Below are 17266 nucleotides of genomic sequence, written 5' to 3' on the forward strand. Positions count from 1 at the left end.
AACGACACGATGAGACAACTGATAGCAATTCTGGGAGTGGCAATTCTGGCCGGGTGTGCCTCTAACGCCCCCGAGCAAAAGCCTCAGCCCCAGACTGCCCCTGCCGAAAATGACAAACCTGCCCGAGTTAGCCGGGAACTGTCGATGGCATGGGACAACATGGGGCGCGGTGGTGCTGCATTACGTCAACCTGGTTATATCCATGTGCTGGGCGACGGTAATGTCAGCGCAACGATGAACAAGGTCAAAGATGACTCCGCTGGTTCAGATAAAACTCCAGCAGGGATCAAACAGCACGGGGATGTCAACGAAGCCATCAATACCTTCAAGTCCATGAATAAAGGCAAAGGCTACTCGCTGTACGAGTTGTCACGCTGGGAACGCTATTGCGATGGTGGCAAAGGTATGGACGAGCACGATTGGCGCTTTGTGGAAGCCGAGGGAACCACAAACATCCCCAAGGACGTTGTAACCGGCTGCATACCACCTACCCACACCTATAAAGATTATCTGAATGCCTGGACGCACTTTTGCACCAGTCAGGCTGTAACTGACGCAGATCGCCGCATTGTGCGCGAGTCCGTGCGTCCCTATTCAGTGGTGAACCCATGCAAAGCTCTGAAATAAGAAACCAGACAGAGCTAGGCCGTAAGGCTGAGCTCTTCGACGCTTTATTAATCATGCTCCAGGAGGCCGGTTCGAGGGGTAATTCCAGCGAAGCGGCCTATGTCATTTCTGGAGTCCTCGAAAACCTCTCCAGAGACTACCCCGAAGTCAAAGGTCTGGCTCAAAGCTGGACTGAGCTGGCGAATCTGGAATCAAAGATGAGAGGAGCTGCTTAATGGACCTTTATATCTGCGAGAAGCCTTCTCAGGCAAAAGATTTGGCTGGCGTAATGAAGGCCTCCCAACGAGGTGATGGATTTCTCCATGATGGAGGAAACCGCGTTATTACGTGGGCGTTCGGCCACCTGCTGGAATTGTATATGCCAGACGATTATGACGAACGCTACAAGTCATGGTCACTGGAGACCCTCCCTATTGCACCAGAGTCATGGCGGTACAACGTTCGCAAGAGTGCGTTCAAACAGTACAAAATTGTTGAGGGACTGGTCAAAAAGGCGAGCACCATCTACATCTCAACGGACTACGACCGAGAAGGTGAGGCTATCGCCCGTTCGCTTCTGGATCGATTCCGCTACTCTGGCCCTATTCGCCGAGTTTGTTTGACGGCTCTCGATGAGTCAAGCATCAAGAAAGCGCTGAACAACGTAAAGGATGGCAAGGATACGGTCTCACTCTACTACGCCGCATTGGCACGGCAACGCGCTGACTGGTTGGTAGGCATGAACGTGAGCCGCCTCTACACAGTGCTGGCCCGAGATGTCGGCTTCAACCACACTCTTCACGTTGGCAGGGTTATCACCCCAACCGTCGCTCTTGTTTGTCAACGGGACCGAGAGATCGCCGGTTTCACCCCCTCACCATACTGGACTCTGGGTGTGAACGTGTCCGTACAGAATGGACAGTTTGCCGCCCAATGGATACCACCAGAAGAGTGCAGTGACGAGCAAGGCCGGTGCGTCAATAAGGCCTATGCCGAGCAGGTAGCCTCCCAGGTCAATGGTGCCAATGCTGTTATCAGCAAAGCAGAAACCAAACCAGGTAAAGAGTCAGCCCCCCTCCCCTTCGATCTAACGTCGCTGCAACAATACGCGAGCAAACGATGGGGATACACAGCTCAGCAGGTACTGGATGCAGCTCAAGCTCTGTACGAGACGCACAAAGCGACCACCTACCCTCGTACTGACAGTCGTTATCTACCCGAGAGCCAAAAGGAAGACATTCCGGACATTCTCCAGGCGCTCATTTTGTCCGATCAGAACGTCTCTGGGCTGGTGGCTGGCGCAGATCCTCATCGCAAGGCCAGGGTATTCAATGACGCCAAAGTGACCGCGCACCACGCGATCATTCCAACACCGGCCAGAACAGACATCAGTGCCATGTCTGAGATCGAGTTCAATCTTTACGACGCCATCCGTCGTTTCTACATCGCGCAGTTCTACAGCGAGTTCGAGTTCACCAAAACCTCCATCGAGGTGCAGTGTGGGCGTCACCTCTTTGCGTCCGCTGGTAAGACACCTACCAAACAAGGCTGGAAGGTTTTGTTTGCTTCTGATAGTGAAAGCAGTCCCAAGGACGAGGGGGAAGACACCGACGCGCCGGTTGAACAAGAGAAGCTCCCCAGGGTTAGCCAGGGCGAACCTGCCTTGCTGAATGGGGCCGAGCTGGCAAACAAAATGACGCGGCCAGCACCGCACTTCACCGAAGCCACATTGCTTGCCGCGATGGAGAACATTGCCCGGTTCGTGACTGAGGAGAAGTTCAAACAAATCCTCAAAGACACAGCCGGTTTAGGCACTCCAGCAACACGCGCAAGCATCATCCAGGGCGCTGTTGATAAAGGCTACTTCAAGCGTCAGAAAAAGGTACTGCTTGCAACTGATAAGGCTCATGCGCTTATAGCAGTGCTTCCACCAGCCATCAAATCACCCGGCATGACTGCGGCTTGGGAGCAGGAGCTTGAGAAAGTTGCCTCCGGCTCCGGGAACATGTCTGTCTTCATGAAGCAGATTTCCACCTGGATCTGCCAAATGGTTGAGCAGCTCAAAGTGGCCGCACCGGTTCTGACCAAAGAAGGTGGCGCGATGGCTAAAGCCTTCGAGGGCGCGAAGCCTCCTTCACACGAATGCTTCAACTGCGGTGGAGAGATGCACCGGATCAAAGGGAAGAACGGTTTTTTCTGGGGCTGCCAGAACGAGGCTTGCAAGAAGACGTTCCCAGACAACCGAGGGAAACCCGAGAAACGTATCGCGGCGGAGGATTGTCCAGACTGCCCAGATTGCGGTAGCCCGATGCGTCTCAGGAAAGGAAAAGCCCCTGGCAAGAAACGAGCCTCTAAGTTCTGGGGCTGCACAGCGTATCCCGATTGCAAAGGCACTATGCCCTTCAAAAAGTCGGACTTTATGGATTGATAGAGGAATTAAGTATGTTTGGAAAAATCATTTTAACTGCGATGCTCACAACCAGCTCTGCCACTGCCGAAGATGCCGGGAAGAACATCGCCTCAGGCTTGGCAACTGCATCTACCCGCCAAATAGGTCAGGCCATCATGCCAACTCTAGCTATCGGCTCGGCCATTGCAAAAAGCGCAGGAAAAGGCATGGTGTTAGGTTTCGCTGAGACATCTGCCAGCTATATTTCCCACGATGACCTGAGCGCCACTCGAAGCTATCAAAACCCTGAGGCTGTTGATATGGCAAAAGGCCTGGGGACCTTGAAAGACGTCCCTGATTTCCTCTACGTCATTACAGACGTAAATGCCAACATGGCTGACAAATGCAAGCGCGTCTGGGAGCCTCAATCACTGGCTTTAAGCCAATTGATTGTTGAGCTGGTGGCACTGCGTAAGACGAACAACAAAGGTAGCTACGAACAAGCGCTATCCCACCTCGATTGTTCAATATTCACAAACTAAAACAATTAAGGGGCCGTCGGCCCCTTATCTTTAATTACCCAAGTTCTTTTGATACCTGAGCTACAATAGTTTTAAATCAGAATACCAAAATCAATTCACATGGATGGCGAATACTTCAACCGGATAATCTCCAAAGTGCGGGTGCGTTATGACGTTCCTTGAGAAGCCACGCCAAGGACGAATCTCTATCCTGGACATATCTCCAGCCTTTGGGTAGCCACACTTAACATGGACTTCATCATACTCGCGCCCCTCTAGTCTTTTTATCCAGTAGTCTGTGACGAGGCGATATTCATCTGGTTTTTCTCCAGATTTGATCTGATCGAAGTAAATCTTTTTTACGGGCAGATGAAGTATTCTCTTTTTCATAATCACCACCTGATAGCTCATCAGACTATCTAACTATTAGACAAAACATCCCTTTTTCAATTTCTGTCTCTCTCGCCTCATGGGCCAATACAATATCCGCGATAACACGAATATTCCCTTCATAGTTGCGAATGGCCGCATCCCGCATCGTGTCTAAAGTGTCCTGACACTTCGCTCGCCTGAATTTAACGAGCCAACTTTGCCGATCTATCTTGTCCACACCAAATCCCATTCAGCGAACCATGTATCCAGCTTCTTTTGCCGCAGCATCAAGCTCGGAGGAAAAGTTAACGTCGGACTTTTCTGCCGCGTTATAGAGGGCTCCACACTTGGGCCATGAGCGCCCTACCAGTTTCATCGCCAACGCATCCGCCAGCATTTCTCGGATCTGTGTTTCAGCCTCACCAAAATCGGCTAGAGTTTCGTCTATGCCCGACTCTTCCATCAGCTCGATGAGCTGAGGTTGTTTGAGCCAGACGCCTGTTTGCATTTCCAACTGGTCTCTTGCATCTGCCACCAATTGGCGTTCAAGGGTGACGCCATTTACGGTCTTAACAAATTGCTTTGGCTGACGCTTTACCTTTTTTGGTCTGGACACATCAGAGATAACCGTCACCGGCTTCCCACGCAGTTCACGCGGCAACGGTCCACTTAGCCCCAGAACTAAGCGACGAGCGTACTCATGCTCGTATGGTTTCAACCCTCGACCTTCACGGTACATCTCAGTATCCACCAGCAGATCACCGCGCAGCCTCGCGTTTTTCCGCACTTGTTCGGACAAGACCGATTTGCCCTTCCCGCTGGCTCCCATTACGAGCGAGTGAGATTCTACTTTGTTATCAAAAAACATAATTCCGCCCCCAAAGAGGTGTTGCTATAAAACATGGTTTGAACATCTGGCGCTGTTATTGCGCCCACCGATACTCTGGGCAACGCACTCTGTTGTGGCCGCTTTTCCCTTTGCTATTGGTGATGTCATCTTCATTCTTCGCAGCCCCCAGCTTACTCAGTATTTCAGCTTTTGTGGCGCGATGACCGCGTATTAAAAGAGCATTCAGCAGGTATCCAGTGAACACCTCTGTACTCGGCATACAGTCAAGCAACTCAACATACTGCTCATCCGTCAAATCATGGATCTCACAATATTTTTCCACCGCCTTTTCGTAGGCTTCTGCGTAGCCATGAGTGGAAATCCTGAAAACAATATCCCCATTGCCGTAGCCTGGCTTTGTGACGAGAAAACAAGGTGCGAAGTAGGTTCTCTTCACCCCCATCCGGCTCCGGTTCTCGATACTGATATAAGCCCTCAGCCCCTCAGCAATGATATTTGGCCCGGAGTTGCGTCGCCGCTTACAAGTCTTATTCTGACGCTTCACCTCTTCTGCCTCAGCTTCCCACTTTCGGTCCAAGCTGTAGGCCAGCCGGTGAGCTGTTGCGTAGGAATACTCTCTCAAGGAGAAGTATTCCTGCCGGTAATCATCCGCCACCCCAACTGTTCGTGCGACACGGAACCCGACGAAACCGGCGTCATGGGTTCCCTCGCCGTAGTAAATGACTGCCATTATTTACCTTCCTTACTTCTGATACCGTGCTGCACCACGGTATGGCGACCGCAATTCACATTCAGGTGATCCCGAACTGCGGCCATGACCGCTGAATGCAATCTGTAATCCACACTCTGCCCAAGTGTTTCTGTCGCTTGTTCTTTTGCCATCCACGAAATATCAAAGCTATCAGGTATCGACATCAACTCCTGAACCAGATCGACCGATGGCTTGTAAATGCGGCCACCGTCTTGGATGTACACTGCATCCTTTACCCCACGATCCTGAGACTTGAGGATGGTCGGGCAACTGGTGCTTTCTCTCGTCAAGAACGCAGGCATCCTGCGAGAAGTTGACTCTCTGGCCTGAATTGACTTCAACGCTGTGACGTCTGCACAATCCCCGAGGTGCTTCTCGATCACCGGCCACAATCGTCCACCAGCTCTCTGCTCAGGTTTCGGTGGAACGAACCCAGGGAAGACCGACGCCACCATGTAATAGCGTTCTCGCCCCTGGTACGCGCCGAAATCCAGACCGTTCAAGACCATCTCAGTGAGGAAGTACCCCATCCGCCGCAGTGTCGTTCCCATCATCGCCCCGGCTCCGGATGCTTTGAAGTTCGGGACGTTTTCCACCAGCACGACGGCAGGGTTCACGACCTCGATCTGTTTTAGTGCCGGGTAAACCATGTCGAGCATGGTGGAGAGATCTTCAAGAGAACGCTCTTTGTCCCTTGGACTTTTGGCGTTTGAGTGGTCATCACACCCCAACGAGTAATGGGCCAAACCAATTGGTGGGCACTCCGCCAGCAAGGCTCCAAGGCGATCCAGCTCCAGGTGATGAATGTCTTCATTCAGCAGGATACGCGGGGAGCTGTTCACCAGCGTATTGAGCGCATGTACTTCACTCAGGTTCCGCCCGGATGCTCTGTCTCTGGCTTCAACTGGACGATGTTCCAAAACAATCTCAGCCTTCCAGCCAAGCGATTCCATAACATGAATGTCTACCCCGCCAGTCAATGCCACAAAGGCACGGAAAGGGCTGGTTTTTCTGAACCGATCAGCAATGGCAAAGGCTCTGTTTGCGACGGGAGTGAAGACTACTCGACCTTTTCGCATTTCGACGTGGAAACGCTCTGTATAGCGAGGGAAGCACTTATCTATGAGCCCTTGTCCAGAAAACTCAATAACGGTTTCCAGCGGGTTGTTGGAGCGACTCTTTGGTTGATACCGGCGCTGATAAACCTGGTGTGTCTGTAGTTCATCGGTCGCTGGGATCACCGAAAAACCGCCCATCCCCTCCCCTGGCTCAACGGCGATGCCCATACCTGGCTTGAACCCCATAACATCCAAAAAGTTGGACGAAACCCTAACCTTGCGTTTATCGCCTACTCGATTGAACGCAAGTTGTTTGGTTACTACGGAGGGGGAGACGATCGGTAACATTGGTCAACCTCTTTTCTTCTTGTTTTGCTCGCGCTTCACCATTGCTCCAGCAGCTTTCAGAAGTCTCTGGTTCTCCGCCAGCTCCTCTTGGAGTTCCTGAGTATCCTCTTCTGTCTGAGCCTTTTTCAGCTCGGCCTCGCAATATTGGACCTCTTCCTGCAAGCTGACTTTCGCAAACTTGAGAGCGGCCAGTCGCGTCGTATAAACGCCAAAAGGCAATTCGCCACCTTCCCGGAACTGCTTCAAGCACCAGCTCGGTATAGATGGCAACCAACCAAAGTCCCCATTCTTCCGTGACCTTTTCCCCCACGTAATCCCATCTAACTTTTGGGCAAGATTGACATAGCGTTGATCGCTGGTTGAGTTGCGTCGTTTCTGAATAGAGCGAACTATCCACTCTGTAACCTCGACCTTTGCTTTATCATCATCAGAGATGTAATAAAGGGCTGCGTACAACACAGCGCCTTTACGAATGACTGATGGTGGGTATGCCTGGGCTTTCATCTATCCCCCTATCGCTTTTTCTGTCCGACAAGACGGAGATGATCGGCGGCCAAGTCATACTGCTCGTTTTTGTCGCGGCGGCGGAATCTGTCAAAAAACTTCCCTCGTGGCAGGGTTTCTTCCATAGCGATCAGGCGGTTCAGCCACACTTCTTGAGGTAGCATCCCTGCTGGAGTCGGCCCGAGCTTACGTCCTTCCTTGACGTGCTCCATTGTTTGCGTGGCAGTAAAAATCGCACCACCAAACTTTCTCCACTTGAATTGCAGGGGCATATCTGGAGACTCATCCAGCATCAATTTCTTATTGGTTTGTTCTGTCACGACAATTACTCCACCATCCATTCTTCACTAAGCAGGAACGCCCAGCGCTCTTCTGCTTTTTCTGGGTTGTCTTTGGCCTGTTTGATCATGATCTCGGCGGCGTTAAAGCCTACCTCTCCACTGAACCGGCCCCATGAATGGCTATGCCACTCGCGCATCACACTTCGGCCAAGCGATGCAAGTTCTGGACTTACACCCTCATGGAGGGCATAGAGCTCCCAAGCATCCCACCCGTATCGTAATAGGTTGTGCCCTGGGGCGTTAAAGGCCTGAGCAGCCTTGAACCGCTCTCCAGGCTCCTTCCCTCTAACATCCACACCCTGGAGCACCAACCCCATTACCACTTCAATGACAGGCTCGCGTTGCTTCTTTGCCAGCTCGATGGCAGCCACCAGCATTGCTTTGGCGTCAACAAATTTCCCATGCCCTTGGCACATACCGCAGGTTTCTTTGGAAGGGGAAAAGTCATAAACACCGGAACCAGCACAAAGGCGGCATGTCAGGTCAATCATGGGCTCTTCTCTCCTCATACTCTTCGATGCGCTCTTTCAGACGCTGAACCACTGGTGCGAGCTCAGGGATAGCTTCCGCTTCCTCAAGCGTGTATCGCTTGTCTTCCTGGTAATCGACTATTTGAGGAGGCCTTGGCTGTTTAGGGAACTCAGCAAAGTCATTCAGCGACATCGAGGTAGGAAGTCCTCCTTCAATCTCACCTTTTTCGTTGAGTGACTGAGTGACGATAAGCTGTGTTCCGCCCACCTCGGTATCAAAGCGGTCATCAAAGCGCTCACCGATAGTCCAGCCGCCACGGCCAAGAACACAGGTCGTACTCATACGTAGGCGATTGAATGCTTTAGCGTCATCCCAGTTCAAAGGATTTTCATCCATGAGGAAAAAAGGCGCTTCGTCCCGAACGAACACCTTGGACTTGGCGTTATCGAAGATCGGCCCAAACACCCCCTGCTGGAGGTATGGTTCGACTTTCTCTGCAAGATCCTGGTGCCCTTGAGAACGCAGCGCCTCATAGAGCTGGGTGATTGTTTGTTTGCCGGTGTCCGGAAGGCAGGACAATACTGTCTGCTTTTCCTCGTCACTCAGGCTTACCATTCTGGACAAAAAGCTGACTACCAGCTCGTTGTGCCCATCGACCGTTTCAATGTTGAGCTTGTTCTCGTCCATCTTCTTCCTCAGTAATCGGTTCGATAAATTCAATGGAGTCCATGCTTACATGACTGATAATGGCTTTCAGGCCGCAGCAGTCGCATGGTTCAAAGGTCAGTTCTGATCCCTTGGGAGACTGATGCGTGACCGTTGCCACAGCCCCTAGAGGGATCAACCCCCAGCCGTTTTTTAGTACCCGAGTAGTTCTGACCAGCCGACCTTTGTACTCTCGTTTCAGTTTCGGATGCGGCACTACCGCATATCGCTTACTCATTTCGGTCCCCTTGTACCAAAGGCTCGACAACCAGCTCTTGAGCTTCGTCCCAGTCGGACACCTTTGCATCACCAAACGCAAAGGCAATTCGCATAGCCACTGTCGGCCTGCCTATTTTCATCAAGTAAGCCGCAGCACCGGCACACATCGACTCTTGTCCCGAAGGTGCATAGTTACCCTCTTCATCCCATTCACCACCTGACTTTGAGTGCACGGTCTTGTGGCAATGAAACGTCGTCATGTCGTTTTCAACGATGTCGTTGATGATGCCTTCTAATCGCCCAGGGGCCAGCTCGATAGCGCCCTCCTTCCGGAATGGACAGTTGGCGCAAGGTTTCTTCAAACGGAGATGATTTGCTTGCTTTGGCATACATATCACTTTTACAGCATCATTTTATGATTCTATGATATAGCCATATTCCGTGTAGTCAATATCTCACTAACAATTACTTTCTATCGGACGCTTACGCGCCCATTTTGGGCAGATAGACAAGTTATTTGGGCGTTTGGGCGTTTGGAGTGTGCGAGGTGGACAGCGGGGAGACTTTCACATGTGAAAGTTTTGTTTCTTGGTATCGTTTTATTGTCTCTTGATATTATTTTATGATGCTGTAATAATCATAAATAAGGGCCGCATCGCTCTTCGACCTTCGTTGCAGCCCTTACAACACAATCAAGCAATTAAGGAGCTTTGTTATGCTGCAAGGCAATACTAACACGAATAAGCGCATCCCGCTCGCGGCGTTCATGAAATGGCCGCTGGCGAAACGTCAGGACTTCATCGACCGGGAAATGTCCGGTTGCCCCGACTTTATCAAGACGTCTTTGCTTCGGCATTAAGGCGATCAGGCAGGAAAGCAAAGAACCTCGCTTCGGCGGGGTTCTTCGTTTCTACCTCTTGAATGTTTCGTCAGAACAAACTGGAGCGCTTATGTCACCAGAAACACAGCAACTTACATCCAAGGCTTTATCTCTCATCGAGCAGTCCCGATACAGAATGGGCACATCTCGGTTTGTTGAGGCCTTTATTGACCAGTGGGCATACTTGCAGACTGGCCTATACCCAGCCAAGGAGGAGATCCCGGAAGAACTTCAGCCGGTCGCCTTCGAGCTCTCTCACGTCCTGTCTGCCGCCATTAAGCGCGACCCCACCAGCGATGTTTTGGGTTACGTCCTAAGCATGTCTGGCTTCCACAAGAAGGGCACCAATTACTTCCCCACTCCTCCAGAGATTGGCCGCTTGATGTCACTCATTGTTGGCTCACAGTCTTCGGCAGACTTTTATGAGCCCTGCTGTGGTTCTGGCATCAACGCCATTCACTGGATGGAAAACCTGATCGAGAACCACGGTCCCGAAGCATTGAGAGAAGCCTCAATCTACCTGGAAGACATCGATCCGTTGATGGTGAAGTGCTGCATGATCCAGCTATTCCATTATTTCGAGTCCCGCAATACCACTCCCAAAACGCTGAGTATCGTCGGCATAGACACCCTTAGCAGACGAACCAAGAACATCGCCTACTACGCCGAAAAACCTCCAGCAACCGCCGCTACCGTGGCAGCATAAAAAAACCCGCCGATTGGCGGGTTTTGCATTCAATGCGCTGCTCTATGGCACCTTACAGTTTTCCGTACCGGTTCAAGAACGAAGACCTGTCTAAGATCCCCCAGTCTGTCAGCATGTAGTAGCCGGTGGCACCTCGTTCGCCGGTAGACTCCCTGACGAACAAGATATTCATTCCGAACTCATCACGCAGGGCAGACAACTGTCTCTTGATCGTTGATTCAGGAATATTTGTTGCCTTGTGAAGGTCTTGGAGACTTGGCTTCTCCGTTTTAGACAGGGCATTCACCAAAGCAAATTTTCTTTTCATGTCCTGTGAGATCTTCATATTCACCTGTTCTTGACAGGCCCAACCTCTTTGGCTGGGCCTCCTTTATTAGCCTTCGACACTCAGGAGTTCAATGTCTGACACAGGCACATGAACATGCTTTTCCTTGCCTTCGCCATCGAGCGTTTTAACCCAGACAGTAGACGGAACCAGAGCAACACGGTCGGTCATGATGACTCCACGTTTGGTCTCGCCATCCAGGTTAACGTTGACAGCAAAAATCAAACTGTCAGCCCGGACGTTCTTCCATTCCTTGTCCTTCGGCAGAGGAGGAAGAGCATCACCGCCTTCTTCATCTTTGTCCTTGCCGCTGTTATCTGGCTGCTTGACAGGATCTTTGTGCTCACCCTCTTCATCACGCAAAGGGTCTTCGTCATCATCGTCCTGACCATTGGAATTTTTACCCCCTTCCAGTTCCTCCTGGGCAAGGTTCAGGTCGTCATTCCCGGTTTGTTCCGACGTACCATCCCCACCCGAGTTGAGGGATTGCTCGTCGGTGTTGCCAGCGCCAAGCTCATCATTCTGGTGGGAGCCAGTCAGTGGGCCTTTTTCCATTTCGTCTTTGATACGTTTGGCATCATTCAGCAGCTCACGGCTTTGTTTACGAGTAATCCCGTCAGACATAGCCACCGCGCAGACGGCGCGACATCTTTCTTCATTCAGATCGAACAAGAGACGAAGGTTATTCAAGGTCTCTGTATCAGAACATACTTCATTATCGTATAACTCACGCACACAGTCAGGTAGCTTGAGCAACGACAGATGCGTAGATACGAAAGTGATATTCTTACCGAGCCGATCAGCAATATCCTTTTGCTTCCAACCTTCTTCAATAAACAGGTTTAACGCCTCGGCAATCTCTACCGGAGTCAAGTCATCCCGCTGGATGTTTTCGATCAGCTCACCAGCAGTCTCGTCCAAATTGTTCTGGACCTTATCATTCACCACCAGGTCAATGGTCTCGATACCAGCGTGTTTACACGCTCTCCAACGCCGCTCCCCTTTTTGGATGACGAACTTGCCTTCTTCATTCTTCGGGAACACGATGATCGGAGATTGCTGCCCTTCGGTCAGCAAGGTTGCCGCCAGCTCTTCAATGTTACGGAAGCGCTTACGAACCTGGACCTTGGATACAACGTCGTCAACAGGTACGGTAAGAACCTCTTTGCCTTTCTTGCCTTTGGCGGCTTTAGCAAGTTCGGACAGGCCTTTTAAATTGTTCAATGCCATCGCTTAGCCCACCTTCTCTAATAGTTCTTCCAACACCGCCTCAACCTCTTTGGCCGCGACATGTCCATAGCGAAGCTCCCAGACAGGGATGCCATCAGTCGTCGCCGTATCGAGCGGAGGCCGGTGCATAATTTTGTTCTCAAACAGCAGATCCGGAACTGTGTTCTCCAGCGACTTGAGGGCTTTGTCGTGATTGACAGAGCGGTCCATGTCGTTGATCACGATGCCCAGGATCTCCAAATTTTGGTTGTATGCCTCGCGCACACCAATAATCGTGTTCAGGAGACCTTCTACGCCGTCCACAGCGAAGCCAGAGAGCTTTACCGGACATGCCACATGGGTAGACATCACCAACGCTGCCACCAGCTTTCTGCCGAGGCTAGGCGGACAATCAATCAGCACGTAGTCGTAGTTCTCAAACAGCTCAGCCAAATGGCGAGCCGGATTCATGGCTTGGTCAAGAGGCACAGCCTCCATCTCAAACAGATCCGGGTCATTCTTCGGCGTATGAATGAGGTCTGCACCGCAAGGGCAGTGCATGACCTCAATGCCGTCCAGCTCGTAAGCGAACAGCTCTGCGGTTTTGGTTCCAGTGAGGATGGGCTCGTAGTCACCATCCTCAAGCTCTCGTCTGGGGGCCAGTCGAGAGGACGTGTTCCCCTGACCATCCATATCCAAGACCAGCACTTTCTTTTTCTTCTGTAACGCCAGATAAAAGGCCTGCTGGATACAGAGGGTACTCTTACCCACTCCGCCTTTCTGGTTGGCGAAGCTGATTACTTTTGCCATACCCACCTCTATTTTGGTTTCTCGCAGGTGATCAAGACCACCCCCAAACTTTCACATGTGAAAGATTGTAGCGATCATAAAATGATACTGCAATATCTAATTATGGTTCTGTTAAAACAAACTTTAAACAAAAAAACGGCCATGAAGGCCGCTTATTGACAAGGTTTGTGCTGTCAGCGCAATTGATTTGCTGCTCCAAGCCCATTCGCCAATAACTGCATCGCATCGTTGAACAGCGCGGAGCCCCGTTCCGGTGTGAGCAATTCCGGCATATCTTCTCGCGGCCAAGTACCGGCTACTTGAATGAGCAAACTGGCAGCCCAGTGAATCTGCTTTTCTTCACTTTCATCGGCCAGAGTGCATACGACGGGGAAACCGTACTTACGCCCCCAGCGACTCACCTCTTTGAACGATACCAGCTCAGGCTTTTGCAAATCCCGGCTGTAGGCCTCAGCTATCATGTGGTTCAGTTCTTGAGTGTCCATTTATCCCCCTTAACAGTTTTTTCAAATTCTTCCTCAAACATCGTTTTTAATGTGTTTCGTATCTCTTCATCCTGGATGTCATTGACATCAAAGCTGGTAGCGACAGCCTCACTTCCAATGCCACAGAGAACATAACCCCGGCCATCAGGACCAGTTTTAAGAGGCACAACGGGAAGTGGTGTATTGGGACACACTCCAGCAATGCCCGGAGAAATAATTGGCCCCCCGCGAGGAATAACCCAATTACCGATAAACCCCCAATCAATTTGCGTCGAGATGGCATCAGGCTGGTATTGCTCACCCCAAAAGTTGATTGCTGCCTGCTGATGTTGTTTACCGGCATAGTAGATATATCCGGCCACAAGAAGCACGGAGAGGACAAAAATAATTGCCAATTGGCGCAAGACTCTTGCGATAATACTTAAATTCATGGGCATTGTTCTCTTAATTCAACGCTCCCCCGCCCACTGCTGCTATGGCCGGGTTCATCCAAAATCCATCAAAGCCGGTGAACATTTCCGCCTGGGTGCGAATGTACTCAAGAATGATGTCACAGGCGATCCAGCGCCGGTTATTCCTTTCTGCGGCCAACCCGCTCTTATTCGACCCACTGAACGGATCAACAACAAGGTCGCCCTCTTCCGTCAGAAAGCGGATAGCCATTTCAGGTATGTCTGTTGGGAACATTGCCGGGTGCGGTGGCAACCCCAGTTCTCTAGCGATTCTCCGAAGCTCCAGAGTATCCGCACAACGGTGGCCGCGCTGGATAACGTTTTTCGGTATCCGTCCTTCCGTGACGTTAGAGAATGCGTTCCCTCTCAGTCGATATGCCCCGTCACCATAACTGACCACTCTGTTATCACCGCCTTGGGCCATCAGCTTCTGATGTTTCTCTGTATGAGGGATCAGGACCCTTCTGTTGTCAGAACGCACCCTGTCAGGGTCGTTGGTGAACCAATAAACAGGCTCCCACCCGGCACACAACTGGTAACGGTTCACACAAGCCCAGTGGGTCGGACTTGGTGGTTTTGACAGGTTGATCCACGGCCATCTATCCATGAGAGAGAGCCCAAGCCGATCATGGAGCGCCAGCACCATTCGCTCAACGTAGAGAGATCTGGAGGGGCTCTTGGCCTCGAATATGTCATTGCTGACATTCAGGACAACGCTTCCTCCTGGCACCAGGTTCTTGACTATCGGTTCGAGTGCCTGAGTAATGAAATCCACCCATTTGGCTTCATCAACGTTTCCATAGCCACGCTGTATACGGAGCGGGAACGGCGGAGATGTCACACACAGATGCACCGGCTCATCGAGGTCAGAGAAAAAGCTCTTGTTGTTTGACCACACCGCCAGCCCAAGATTTGTTGAATAAGCGACCAGTCGAACGCCACCTAGCGCTTCATGCAGGCCCTTCTTGGTTTTGCTTGAGAGCTCCCAGACACCCCGCTCGCCGTCCACCTTCTGGAGAAGGTTCATCGACTTGAGGGTTTGCTGATACCAGCGTATCTGTCTTTTCAGCTTGCTCCGCTTGACCTTTGCCTTGCCAATTTCACTTTGTTCATTCAGAGCGCTTTTCGGGATTCCAGCGAGCTCTGCCACCGAATCGTAGAGCTCCTCATTCGATAACGGCTTATCGGCCTTGGCATACGCCTCTTGGACATGAAAGAGTTCTAGCTGGCTACTCATCATGCCCCTCCGTACCCTGGAATATGTCATTGAGCACAGAGGTCGCCTCGGCGCTCTTTACATCATGCTCGGTGTAGAAAGGCCACCAGGTTAATCCGCCACCTTCAAACCATGAGCAGCGGAACTGGATTGTCTGATCAGGAAGGACTTTGAACTCGACATGCTGGGGTTTGTCATAACGGCACATTGCACCAAGGTCTAGGCCAAACTTTTCTTTAACCAATGTGGATGACATCGACCCCTGGCTCAAACCTTGGCTGTTAACCCAATAGACCCGGTTGACAGCACCAGCAATACCGAAGAATAGGAAAGCCAGTATTGCCCCGGCCTTCAACCATACAAAAACACTTCTCACAATTATCCTTCCTGCTTTACAAATGGGTCTCTGCCATCGAGAGGCTTTGAAAAAATAGCCCCCGGCTCAGACATCGCCGCCTCGACCTCGTACTTGTTAAAAGTCTCCGTCCACCAGCTATTCATCTGGTAAATCGTGATATTCAGAATTGAAGCAGCCTTGCTCTTACTTGTGGCCGCAACGACAGTTCTGAACTGCCCCTCGGCCCCATAAGTGATCCCGCCATAAACCTTCAACTTCGCCACTATCGTTTTCTCCACCCAAATATGTCTCTCACGTCCCGCACACAGAAGAACCAACTTACCCTTGGCAGGAACGCATCGACTAACACACCTAAGGCGATAACAAACAATGGCGCCATCAGGATGAAGCCCAAACGTGCAACGGTCCCATATATACCTGCACAGATGAGCAAGGCTGCGATGACAGAGCAAACTAGCTGATGCTGACGCCTCAGTCTGGCTAGTTCAGACGATTTCTTGTCACTGTTCATCATCGAGCTCCGCGAGCTGAACACTGACACTGGCTGCCGCTGGAGGGGAAAACTGTACTGTCAGTCCGGATTCAAGCCTGATAGAGGAAACCACCAGCGTATCTGGTCCGGATGACGCCGGTACGACCGCAACAATGGTTCCCCCTTCCAGCAACTGGATGGCATCCTCAACAGTACAGCGCCCCATTACTGATTACCCGCCAAATCCAGCTCTTGCTGGTCTTCATTGGACTCGTCAGTTTTGGGCTCCAGCTCCGCCAGCTTGGCTTTCAGCTCCTGAAACGCATCAACATCTTCCCGGCTCAGGGTAAGGGTGAACGTTTCACCGTCATCGTTCGGCTTGATGTTGTCCAGACGACTGGTAATAGAGCTCACGCCTCGGTGCATGGCTTCAACCACCTTTTTGCCCAGGCGGGGACCTTTCTCGACAGACTTTTTGGTCAGTTTTTTCGGGGCCTTCTTGCCGTCATTGCCACTGGCCTGTTCTTCCTGCGCCTTTTTCAGGATCTCAACAGCGTTGGTGCCGTGCTCGTTGTAGAGCTCCTGAGCGTAGGTGGCAGCCACAGAGCCTTCCTGAATCATCCGTTTCAGTTCCAGAGGCATCTCCAAAAGGGCACGGGCGATACGAACGTGCTCAGCCGAGCGGCCAACACGTTGGGCAATCATCTGGTCGCTCCACCCCCAGTTTGCAAGCCGAGCGTAGATCACGGCTCGCTCAAGTGGAGAAAGAGGGAGCCCATCGTTGCTGGTGGCGATCAGAAGGCTCTGTTCGGCTTCATCGCCCTTGTGCTCTACGACCTGCACGAACTGGATGTCGGCACCTTCCTCTATAGCAAGCAGGATGGCGCGGCGACGGCGATGACCTTCACGGACATACACCTTTCCGTCGATAACTTTGACGATGATCGGCGGAACATAGTCGCCACGCTTGTAAGCATCGGCCAGCACTCGAATACCAGCTTTGATGTCCGGGCGCTCGTAGTAGTCCTCGCAGAAAGCGCCACGGGTGTTAAACCCTTCTTCCTCCAGCAGAAGCTGAGGAGAGATAGTGAATCCATCCCCTTTTTTCAGTTCTTCGGGGGCGGTTACGCCTTTGAGAGCGCGGAGTGAGTTGATAACAGCCATTCGTTGGTTCTCCTTGTGACTTGCTCACTTTATAGCATCACTTTTTGATACTGT

At 51.5% G+C, this 17266-nt stretch carries 26 protein-coding genes; 6 read left to right on the forward strand and 20 right to left on the reverse strand.

The features are described 5' to 3' along the window. The first annotated feature begins 9 nt into the window (after window positions 1-9). From R8O10_RS16370 to R8O10_RS16385, 4 genes are read left to right on the forward strand one after another with little or no spacing between them, the layout of a single operon-like run. Window positions 10-627: a hypothetical protein gene (locus tag R8O10_RS16370; RefSeq protein ID WP_001249395.1), complete on the forward strand. Its 618-nt coding sequence runs from the start codon at window positions 10-12 to the stop codon at window positions 625-627. Beyond that, window positions 609-842, forward strand: coding sequence for a hypothetical protein (locus R8O10_RS16375; protein ID WP_001191890.1), 234 nt, complete (start codon window positions 609-611; stop codon window positions 840-842). Before R8O10_RS16370 ends, R8O10_RS16375 begins: the two co-directional genes overlap by 19 nt. Beyond that, a complete protein-coding gene (locus R8O10_RS16380) occupies window positions 842-3034 on the forward strand; it encodes a DNA topoisomerase 3 (protein WP_000366823.1) in 2193 nt (730 codons plus the stop codon). Before R8O10_RS16375 ends, R8O10_RS16380 begins: the two co-directional genes overlap by 1 nt. 14 nt (window positions 3035-3048) lie before the next feature. Beyond that, complete coding sequence (locus R8O10_RS16385) at window positions 3049-3537, forward strand: hypothetical protein (protein ID WP_000467110.1); 489 nt, start codon at window positions 3049-3051, stop codon at window positions 3535-3537. Between the two features lie 90 nt (window positions 3538-3627). Here the strand turns inward: R8O10_RS16385 and R8O10_RS16390 are convergent, their stop codons facing one another. The 10 genes from R8O10_RS16390 to R8O10_RS16435 form a co-directional block, all read right to left on the reverse strand. Beyond that, window positions 3628-3906 carry a hypothetical protein gene (locus tag R8O10_RS16390; RefSeq protein ID WP_000746034.1) on the reverse strand — a complete coding sequence of 93 codons (279 nt, stop codon included), beginning with the start codon at window positions 3904-3906 and terminating at the stop codon, window positions 3628-3630. 232 nt (window positions 3907-4138) lie between these two features. Beyond that, window positions 4139-4687 carry a phage head-tail adapter protein gene (locus R8O10_RS16395; protein WP_225452416.1) on the reverse strand — a complete coding sequence of 183 codons (549 nt, stop codon included), beginning with the start codon at window positions 4685-4687 and terminating at the stop codon, window positions 4139-4141. 124 nt (window positions 4688-4811) lie between these two features. Then, window positions 4812-5468 carry a hypothetical protein gene (locus tag R8O10_RS16400; protein ID WP_109883172.1) on the reverse strand — a complete coding sequence of 219 codons (657 nt, stop codon included), beginning with the start codon at window positions 5466-5468 and terminating at the stop codon, window positions 4812-4814. Next, entirely contained in the window at window positions 5468-6895 is a 1428-nt protein-coding gene (locus R8O10_RS16405; protein ID WP_000936897.1) for a DNA cytosine methyltransferase, read from the reverse strand. The genes R8O10_RS16400 and R8O10_RS16405 overlap by 1 nt, the downstream gene beginning before the upstream one ends. A 3-nt stretch (window positions 6896-6898) precedes the next feature. Beyond that, window positions 6899-7399 carry a hypothetical protein gene (locus R8O10_RS16410; protein ID WP_000647188.1) on the reverse strand — a complete coding sequence of 167 codons (501 nt, stop codon included), beginning with the start codon at window positions 7397-7399 and terminating at the stop codon, window positions 6899-6901. An 8-nt stretch (window positions 7400-7407) separates the two neighbouring features. Then, window positions 7408-7719, reverse strand: coding sequence for a hypothetical protein (locus tag R8O10_RS16415; protein ID WP_002210541.1), 312 nt, complete (start codon window positions 7717-7719; stop codon window positions 7408-7410). 5 nt (window positions 7720-7724) lie between these two features. Beyond that, entirely contained in the window at window positions 7725-8231 is a 507-nt protein-coding gene (locus R8O10_RS16420) for a hypothetical protein (protein ID WP_000566443.1), read from the reverse strand. Next, window positions 8224-8898: a hypothetical protein gene (locus R8O10_RS16425; protein WP_000344149.1), complete on the reverse strand. Its 675-nt coding sequence runs from the start codon at window positions 8896-8898 to the stop codon at window positions 8224-8226. Before R8O10_RS16425 ends, R8O10_RS16420 begins: the two co-directional genes overlap by 8 nt. Further along, window positions 8873-9154 carry a hypothetical protein gene (locus tag R8O10_RS16430; protein ID WP_000044823.1) on the reverse strand — a complete coding sequence of 94 codons (282 nt, stop codon included), beginning with the start codon at window positions 9152-9154 and terminating at the stop codon, window positions 8873-8875. The genes R8O10_RS16425 and R8O10_RS16430 overlap by 26 nt, the downstream gene beginning before the upstream one ends. After that, entirely contained in the window at window positions 9147-9524 is a 378-nt protein-coding gene (locus R8O10_RS16435) for a hypothetical protein (protein ID WP_001125904.1), read from the reverse strand. The genes R8O10_RS16430 and R8O10_RS16435 overlap by 8 nt, the downstream gene beginning before the upstream one ends. A gap of 326 nt (window positions 9525-9850) precedes the next feature. Here R8O10_RS16435 and R8O10_RS16440 point away from each other — a divergent pair, with 326 nt between their 5' ends. Together R8O10_RS16440 and R8O10_RS16445 are read left to right on the forward strand one after the other, a co-directional pair. Continuing rightward, window positions 9851-9994, forward strand: a complete 144-nt coding sequence (locus tag R8O10_RS16440) for a hypothetical protein (RefSeq protein WP_000939033.1) — start codon at window positions 9851-9853, stop codon at window positions 9992-9994. A gap of 91 nt (window positions 9995-10085) precedes the next feature. Beyond that, window positions 10086-10721: an N-6 DNA methylase gene (locus R8O10_RS16445; RefSeq protein WP_000074431.1), complete on the forward strand. Its 636-nt coding sequence runs from the start codon at window positions 10086-10088 to the stop codon at window positions 10719-10721. A gap of 52 nt (window positions 10722-10773) precedes the next feature. On the opposite strand, the gene R8O10_RS16450 is transcribed toward R8O10_RS16445, so the two are convergent. The 10 genes from R8O10_RS16450 to R8O10_RS16495 form a co-directional block, all read right to left on the reverse strand. After that, entirely contained in the window at window positions 10774-11046 is a 273-nt protein-coding gene (locus tag R8O10_RS16450; protein WP_000703827.1) for a helix-turn-helix domain-containing protein, read from the reverse strand. A gap of 48 nt (window positions 11047-11094) precedes the next feature. Further along, window positions 11095-12276: a ParB/RepB/Spo0J family partition protein gene (locus tag R8O10_RS16455; RefSeq protein WP_001207227.1), complete on the reverse strand. Its 1182-nt coding sequence runs from the start codon at window positions 12274-12276 to the stop codon at window positions 11095-11097. A gap of 3 nt (window positions 12277-12279) precedes the next feature. Beyond that, window positions 12280-13065 (reverse strand): ParA family protein, encoded by a 786-nt coding sequence (locus R8O10_RS16460; protein ID WP_001151305.1) that lies wholly within the window; start codon window positions 13063-13065, stop codon window positions 12280-12282. 173 nt (window positions 13066-13238) lie between these two features. After that, entirely contained in the window at window positions 13239-13550 is a 312-nt protein-coding gene (locus R8O10_RS16465) for a hypothetical protein (RefSeq protein ID WP_000380893.1), read from the reverse strand. Further along, window positions 13532-13981 (reverse strand): hypothetical protein, encoded by a 450-nt coding sequence (locus tag R8O10_RS16470; protein WP_001053910.1) that lies wholly within the window; start codon window positions 13979-13981, stop codon window positions 13532-13534. Before R8O10_RS16470 ends, R8O10_RS16465 begins: the two co-directional genes overlap by 19 nt. 13 nt (window positions 13982-13994) lie before the next feature. Next, on the reverse strand, window positions 13995-15239 hold the full coding sequence (locus tag R8O10_RS16475; RefSeq protein ID WP_000098294.1) for a DNA-methyltransferase: 1245 nt from the start codon (window positions 15237-15239) through the stop codon (window positions 13995-13997). Continuing rightward, window positions 15232-15474, reverse strand: coding sequence for a hypothetical protein (locus R8O10_RS16480; protein ID WP_225452413.1), 243 nt, complete (start codon window positions 15472-15474; stop codon window positions 15232-15234). The genes R8O10_RS16475 and R8O10_RS16480 overlap by 8 nt, the downstream gene beginning before the upstream one ends. Before the next feature lie 122 nt (window positions 15475-15596). Further along, window positions 15597-15839, reverse strand: a complete 243-nt coding sequence (locus R8O10_RS16485; RefSeq protein ID WP_001096360.1) for a hypothetical protein — start codon at window positions 15837-15839, stop codon at window positions 15597-15599. Further along, on the reverse strand, window positions 15839-16090 hold the full coding sequence (locus tag R8O10_RS16490) for a hypothetical protein (RefSeq protein WP_001348524.1): 252 nt from the start codon (window positions 16088-16090) through the stop codon (window positions 15839-15841). The genes R8O10_RS16485 and R8O10_RS16490 overlap by 1 nt, the downstream gene beginning before the upstream one ends. Before the next feature lie 183 nt (window positions 16091-16273). Then, on the reverse strand, window positions 16274-17212 hold the full coding sequence (locus R8O10_RS16495; protein WP_000268394.1) for a ParB/RepB/Spo0J family partition protein: 939 nt from the start codon (window positions 17210-17212) through the stop codon (window positions 16274-16276). Window positions 17213-17266 lie beyond the last annotated feature (54 nt).

The sequence above is a fragment of the Vibrio sp. 1727 genome, assembly GCF_033344415.1.
GTDB classification, from domain to species: domain Bacteria; phylum Pseudomonadota; class Gammaproteobacteria; order Enterobacterales; family Vibrionaceae; genus Vibrio; species Vibrio alginolyticus.

Coding starts and splice junctions, on each gene's coding strand:
- R8O10_RS16425 (WP_000344149.1), bottom strand. CDS start 8,898: ATGGACGAGAACAAGCTCAACATTGAAACGGTCGATGGGCACAACGAG.
- R8O10_RS16405 (WP_000936897.1), bottom strand. CDS start 6,895: ATGTTACCGATCGTCTCCCCCTCCGTAGTAACCAAACAACTTGCGTTC.
- R8O10_RS16480 (WP_225452413.1), bottom strand. CDS start 15,474: ATGTCATCCACATTGGTTAAAGAAAAGTTTGGCCTAGACCTTGGTGCA.
- R8O10_RS16470 (WP_001053910.1), bottom strand. CDS start 13,981: ATGAATTTAAGTATTATCGCAAGAGTCTTGCGCCAATTGGCAATTATT.
- R8O10_RS16455 (WP_001207227.1), bottom strand. CDS start 12,276: ATGGCATTGAACAATTTAAAAGGCCTGTCCGAACTTGCTAAAGCCGCC.
- R8O10_RS16410 (WP_000647188.1), bottom strand. CDS start 7,399: ATGAAAGCCCAGGCATACCCACCATCAGTCATTCGTAAAGGCGCTGTG.
- R8O10_RS16460 (WP_001151305.1), bottom strand. CDS start 13,065: ATGGCAAAAGTAATCAGCTTCGCCAACCAGAAAGGCGGAGTGGGTAAG.
- R8O10_RS16465 (WP_000380893.1), bottom strand. CDS start 13,550: ATGGACACTCAAGAACTGAACCACATGATAGCTGAGGCCTACAGCCGG.
- R8O10_RS16435 (WP_001125904.1), bottom strand. CDS start 9,524: ATGCCAAAGCAAGCAAATCATCTCCGTTTGAAGAAACCTTGCGCCAAC.
- R8O10_RS16400 (WP_109883172.1), bottom strand. CDS start 5,468: ATGGCAGTCATTTACTACGGCGAGGGAACCCATGACGCCGGTTTCGTC.
- R8O10_RS16390 (WP_000746034.1), bottom strand. CDS start 3,906: ATGAAAAAGAGAATACTTCATCTGCCCGTAAAAAAGATTTACTTCGAT.
- R8O10_RS16380 (WP_000366823.1), top strand. CDS start 842: ATGGACCTTTATATCTGCGAGAAGCCTTCTCAGGCAAAAGATTTGGCT.
- R8O10_RS16495 (WP_000268394.1), bottom strand. CDS start 17,212: ATGGCTGTTATCAACTCACTCCGCGCTCTCAAAGGCGTAACCGCCCCC.
- R8O10_RS16450 (WP_000703827.1), bottom strand. CDS start 11,046: ATGAAGATCTCACAGGACATGAAAAGAAAATTTGCTTTGGTGAATGCC.
- R8O10_RS16445 (WP_000074431.1), top strand. CDS start 10,086: ATGTCACCAGAAACACAGCAACTTACATCCAAGGCTTTATCTCTCATC.
- R8O10_RS16385 (WP_000467110.1), top strand. CDS start 3,049: ATGTTTGGAAAAATCATTTTAACTGCGATGCTCACAACCAGCTCTGCC.
- R8O10_RS16430 (WP_000044823.1), bottom strand. CDS start 9,154: ATGAGTAAGCGATATGCGGTAGTGCCGCATCCGAAACTGAAACGAGAG.
- R8O10_RS16440 (WP_000939033.1), top strand. CDS start 9,851: ATGCTGCAAGGCAATACTAACACGAATAAGCGCATCCCGCTCGCGGCG.
- R8O10_RS16375 (WP_001191890.1), top strand. CDS start 609: ATGCAAAGCTCTGAAATAAGAAACCAGACAGAGCTAGGCCGTAAGGCT.
- R8O10_RS16370 (WP_001249395.1), top strand. CDS start 10: ATGAGACAACTGATAGCAATTCTGGGAGTGGCAATTCTGGCCGGGTGT.
- R8O10_RS16475 (WP_000098294.1), bottom strand. CDS start 15,239: ATGAGTAGCCAGCTAGAACTCTTTCATGTCCAAGAGGCGTATGCCAAG.
- R8O10_RS16420 (WP_000566443.1), bottom strand. CDS start 8,231: ATGATTGACCTGACATGCCGCCTTTGTGCTGGTTCCGGTGTTTATGAC.
- R8O10_RS16490 (WP_001348524.1), bottom strand. CDS start 16,090: ATGATGAACAGTGACAAGAAATCGTCTGAACTAGCCAGACTGAGGCGT.